This window comes from Leptothoe spongobia TAU-MAC 1115, from assembly GCF_018739885.1.
GTDB classification, from domain to species: Bacteria; Cyanobacteriota; Cyanobacteriia; order Phormidesmidales; family Phormidesmidaceae; genus Leptothoe; species Leptothoe spongobia.
The window spans coordinates 1-4,785 of record NZ_JADOES010000079.1 but is presented as its reverse complement, the minus strand read 5'-3'; the positions used below and the strand labels follow the sequence as shown (position 1 = coordinate 4,785).

Genomic DNA, 4,785 nt, shown 5'->3' with positions numbered 1-4,785 from the left:
TCATCACTTTTTGGCAGCTATCATCTTGATAGCTGTAACCTTTTTCTGTCAAGGCTTTTCAGCTCTGGAGATGTCTAATGCATTAGGTATCCAATCTAACAAAGTTGAGGCAATAGCTTGGGTGCTACTACAACGTTCTTTATTGCAAGCAATGTCAGATCTGACTAGTGATTGCAAAGACTCGCTCAATATCAACAAGCTAAATTTAAAAATGTTGTGCGAGCAGCTTGACTTAACAATAGAGAAAAAAAATCTGCCATTAGATTCTGATTTTTTCAAAAATCCCAAAAAGATACCAGTTGTTGAAGATGCAAAAAACTGTTACCTTTTATGGCTTCAGAGTCACGGACTGCAAAGGGCAATAGCTGAGGTCCTGGCCAATCGTCTCCCTCGCTATTTTGTTTTTGCTCTTGTTCAACAATGGATGACTAACTCACATGAGTATGCTCTTCTTCATGATGCAATAGCAAGTCCATTTGCCACGGCTAATGAGCGTGAGTGGGCTTGGATGCGTTACTCAGGATGGCTACAACGAAAAGTAGATGAATCCATGTTTGGTGAGTTGTTTGGACTTAGACAGATATATATACGCTTACGCGCTTATTATAAGCGTAGCGTAAAAGTGAATGGCAGCAAAAGGACTGAGCGAATTGTTGTTGATTTAGAAAAAAACATTAAGGAATGGCTTGAGTATGCGCATCATAATGATGCAATTCGAGTGATTTGCGGTGGACCTGGTTGTGGAAAATCATCGTTTAGTCGTATGCTAGCAGCCAAATTAACCGATGAGGAAAATGAAGAATTGCCAACGCTTCCTGTATTATTTGTGCCATTATACTTGTTAGACCTATCAGGCGATTTGTTAGAGTCAATGAGAGATTTTTTTCAAGCCGACTTAGATAACATTTTGCCTCTAAATCCTCTTGAGAAAAATAATGCGGAACATCGCCTATTGATTATTTTTGATGGTCTGGATGAGTTGTCTATGCAGGGTAAAGTCGCAGCCCAGGTTGCTAAGGACTTTGTAAGTGAAGTACAGCGAAAATTGCTTGCTTTCAATCGTCAAGAACTGCGAGTGTTTGTATTGATGACTGGTCGAGAACTGACTGTGCAGGCAAATAAGGAAGAATTTCGTAAGGAAGGTCAGATTTTGCATGTATTACCTTACTACCGAACCAGAGAGGATCTGGAAAAGCATATTTATGTTTCTGAATCGGGTTTGCTTGAACAAGATCAGCGTCAATGCTGGTGGAAGAAATATGGCCGCTTAAAATCTAAACCTTACAATGGGTTGCCAGACATTCTCAATCAAAGGGAAAAGATAGTTGAAATAACGGCACAGCCTTTGCTTAATTATTTGCTTGCATTGAGTTATGAATGCAACACAATTGACTTTCTATCTAAAAATGATTTCAACGAAAATGAAATTTATCATAGCTTATTAGAACAAGTCTATCAGCGAGATTGGGCAAATTATCAGCATCCTACCTTGGGCAATATTAGACAGGAGGAATTTGAACGTATTTTAGAAGAGATTGCTATTGCTTGTTGGCATGGTAATGGTCGTACTGCGACTACTCTTCAGATCGAAAAACGTTGTACTAGTGGAAGCCTTAAGAAGCTTTTAAATGTTTTTGAAGATGGAGTTAAAGCTAGCATAACTCAATTACTAACAGCCTTTTATTTTCGACAGACTGGATTTCAGGGTAGTGAAGCTACCTTTGAGTTTACACATAAGAGCTTTGGTGAATATCTAACAGCTCGACGTATATTGTTGGAAGTTAAGCTGATTCAGCAACAGCTAGAACAGTATCGCGAGAATTCTGATATTGGGTGGGATGAAAAAGAATGTCTTAAGCGGTGGGTCATGCTCTGCGGACCAAGCAAGATGGATGAGTATCTATTCAGCTTTTTATGCGATGAAATAAGATTAAATGCATTGGATCAAGTTCAGCGATGGCAGAAAACACTGTGCGATCTAGTTAGCTATATGCAGCAATGTAGTTTACCAATGGAAAAACTTTCCCCTCGCCTTGAAAAGTATATTGACGAAGTAACATATTCACGAAATGCCTCTGAATCTCTGCTTGCTACTTTGAGTGGATGCGCATTATTCACAAAAGAGATCTCATCAATTAACTGGCATGGCGTTTCTACTTTTGGAAACTTGCTATCGACTATACAAGGTCAACGTGTGAATCATGAGAACCCCCTGGTCTTTGCATGCCTTAATCACTTGAACTTAAATCGATGTAATCTTTTATTTCGAGATCTATATATGGCAAACCTTGAAGGTGCAAATCTTGAAGGGACAAATCTTGAAGGTGCAAATCTCCAAGAAGTGAATCTTAAGGCCGCCGATCTCCGTATGGCAAATCTTCAGGAAACAAGTCTTCAGAGAATAAATCTTGAAGGTGCAAATCTTGAAGGTGCAAATCTTGAAGGTGCAAATCTTGAAGGTGCAAATCTTCAAAGGGCAAATCTTCAGAGGGCAAATCTTCAGAGGGCAAGTCTTGAAGGTGCAAATCTTGAAGGTGCAAATCTTGAAGGTGTGTATCTTGAAAGAACTAAATTTAGCAGGGCAAATCTCAAAAATACCTTGTGGAGTAAGGAGATTCATCGGCAAGACTTAATAGGTATAAAGTCTACATTGAATATTCCTGATAGCACTGAATTTTAAGATCTTAGACACTACTTTATCAACGTCGTTAAAGTCGTCTCCAACAGATGGGCAGCATCTCCTCTAAACTCAATTTTCAAATCTCGGCCCCGCTCCACAATCGTATAAAACTGCTTCCCCTCAAATACCCGCTGTCCCCTGGGCTGATCTCTACAAAACCTCTCCAATAGCAGCACAGCCGTCCCCGCAATTTGCTCTGCCGTTTTGCGGTCTACTGATATCGGCACCCTGGTCTGAGAAGGCTTCACGTCAAGTCATTAATAAATGGGTTCAGTCCCGCCATAATCGCGGCATCTTCCCCCAGGAATGCTCGCAGTTGTGGGTCTACTGGTCCTGAGTTAGCAGCTTTTTCCATGGTTGTGGGTGATTGTGATGCGGAGATCGCAACCCCTGACTTTTCCACTGAGATCGCACCCCCTGACTTTTCCACTGAGATCGCATCACCCCTCTCTTTAACCCCTCGGCCACCATTCCCCAACGATAGCCCGCCCAATCCAGCTTCCAGTCCCAATAACTCCGGCAAAAACTGCTCCTGAATCTCCAAAATCTGTGTCGTCAACTGCCGAATCGATCGCAACGCCTGCCGTCGAACTTCGTCAGCTGACGCATCCACCGCCACCATTGCAAACGGAGCATAAAACCCATTCAACGCCTGCCGGGTTCGATAATGCAGGTCATGACGCGACTGCCCCCGGCAATAGCCAATCACCGCTACATCCAACGCATCCCGGCTAGAGTACTGAATCCGTGCCTTTGTTTCCCGTTGACTTGTCATCTGTCTGAACTTTCCCCTTCAACAACCCGATACATTCCAGACCCACTAGCGCGTCTTCGCTGGAGTGCCGTTGTACATAAACGCCTTGAATAGCCCATACACATCGGCCCATCGCACGCTGGTAATCAGGTCCGGTTCAGCCGTGCCAGACTCACCCCGTAATACATCTGTCATTTCCTGACGTAACGAGTCTGCCCAGGTGATTTGGGGTGTCAGTCCCCGCTGCTCAAAAAACTGGGTCAGCTCGGCTTGAATAAAATAGGCGGCACCTCCACCGACGATCACATCTACGTCAGCTGACGGTAGCCACTCCACCAGAAACTGATTCACCCGGTCCAGATAAAACTCACGAGCATAGCCACAGGCTTTGGCTAATGCCAGCGGTTCCCGTCGCCCTGGAATGCGGAACGTTTCATGGCCTCCCAATACCGCTTCCAGCAAGGCCGGATCGTCTGGTGAGATCGCAGGCAGCTCTGTCGCACACTGCTTCAGATATTCCACAAACCCTGGCCCCTGGGAGGTGCTGTTCATCTCCTGGGGTGTGCTGCCTTTTTCAAAGGTGAGGATGGATAGATTGCGATGGCCAAACATAAGCACGACGACGGTGCGATCGCGAATCGCCACGCTCGCCCGAGCCAGTTGTAATCCCTTGGCCAGATATAGGCCAGCTCCTTCCGGCTGCATTTCAATCCGGGTCAGCTGACCAAATAGGGTTTTGCCTCGGAAGCCAAATTCTGCGTTTGCGAAGCATGTCCACAGGACACTCGCACCCTGAATTTGGGCCTTCAGTTCTTTGCGATCCTGCCAGTATTCCTCCAACGGCAGCAGCAACCCAATCTGGGCTTCAAACTCATAGCCGGTTTCTGTAGAGGCTTCTCCAGGGCTGGTCTTTTCAGCGATCACCCCCAGGGTAGCCAGGATTTTGTAGACGGCGCGATCTCGTTTTGGTAGGGCCAGACCGGAGTCGCCTTTTTGTGCGATAGCTTGCGCTGACTTGTCAGTTCGCCAGTGCCCCGATCGCATAGGCACTGTTACCCACCATTACATAGGCACTATCCTCTGGTTCCTGGCTGGTTAACCCACCCAACATCAGCCGGTCTAACCGGGTGGGGTTCAACCGGGCTACCTGTGGGTCCAGGTGCAGTAATGAGGGCCTGCCATGCCAGTAGAGACATTTGGTGGCGGAGCTACCCATATCGATGTAAGTCTGAATGGATTGGGGCATTGGTTTGGCTGCCAGTCACAACAGGTCATCAACCCGAATATCTCACAAAACTCAAAGAATGGGAGTCTCAAAATGAGCGAAAGTTATATAGAACAAAGACTTTAG

5 protein-coding genes are annotated in these 4,785 nt (G+C 45.4%); 1 reads left to right on the top strand and 4 read right to left on the bottom strand.

The features are described from left to right. Window positions 1–2,680: pentapeptide repeat-containing protein (locus IXB50_RS21855; protein WP_215611117.1), on the top strand; the 2,680-nt coding region annotated here is incomplete at its 5' end. An 11-nt stretch (window positions 2,681–2,691) separates the two neighbouring features. On the opposite strand, the gene IXB50_RS21850 is transcribed toward IXB50_RS21855, so the two are convergent. The 4 genes from IXB50_RS21850 to IXB50_RS22350 are packed head-to-tail and all read right to left on the bottom strand — an operon-like array spanning window position 2,692 to window position 4,680. Next, window positions 2,692–2,928, bottom strand: a complete 237-nt coding sequence (locus IXB50_RS21850; protein WP_215611116.1) for a hypothetical protein — start codon at window positions 2,926–2,928, stop codon at window positions 2,692–2,694. Next, window positions 2,925–3,455 (bottom strand): hypothetical protein, encoded by a 531-nt coding sequence (locus tag IXB50_RS21845; RefSeq protein WP_215611115.1) that lies wholly within the window; start codon window positions 3,453–3,455, stop codon window positions 2,925–2,927. Before IXB50_RS21845 ends, IXB50_RS21850 begins: the two co-directional genes overlap by 4 nt. Window positions 3,456–3,500: 45 nt before the next feature. Beyond that, window positions 3,501–4,478 carry a ParM/StbA family protein gene (locus IXB50_RS21840; RefSeq protein WP_246564869.1) on the bottom strand — a complete coding sequence of 326 codons (978 nt, stop codon included), beginning with the start codon at window positions 4,476–4,478 and terminating at the stop codon, window positions 3,501–3,503. Next, on the bottom strand, window positions 4,453–4,680 hold the full coding sequence (locus IXB50_RS22350; RefSeq protein WP_246564867.1) for a hypothetical protein: 228 nt from the start codon (window positions 4,678–4,680) through the stop codon (window positions 4,453–4,455). Before IXB50_RS22350 ends, IXB50_RS21840 begins: the two co-directional genes overlap by 26 nt. Between the last annotated feature and the right edge of the window lie 105 nt (window positions 4,681–4,785).

Coding starts and splice junctions, on each gene's coding strand:
- IXB50_RS21845 (WP_215611115.1), bottom strand. CDS start 3,455: ATGACAAGTCAACGGGAAACAAAGGCACGGATTCAGTACTCTAGCCGG.
- IXB50_RS21840 (WP_246564869.1), bottom strand. CDS start 4,478: ATGCGATCGGGGCACTGGCGAACTGACAAGTCAGCGCAAGCTATCGCA.
- IXB50_RS22350 (WP_246564867.1), bottom strand. CDS start 4,680: ATGCCCCAATCCATTCAGACTTACATCGATATGGGTAGCTCCGCCACC.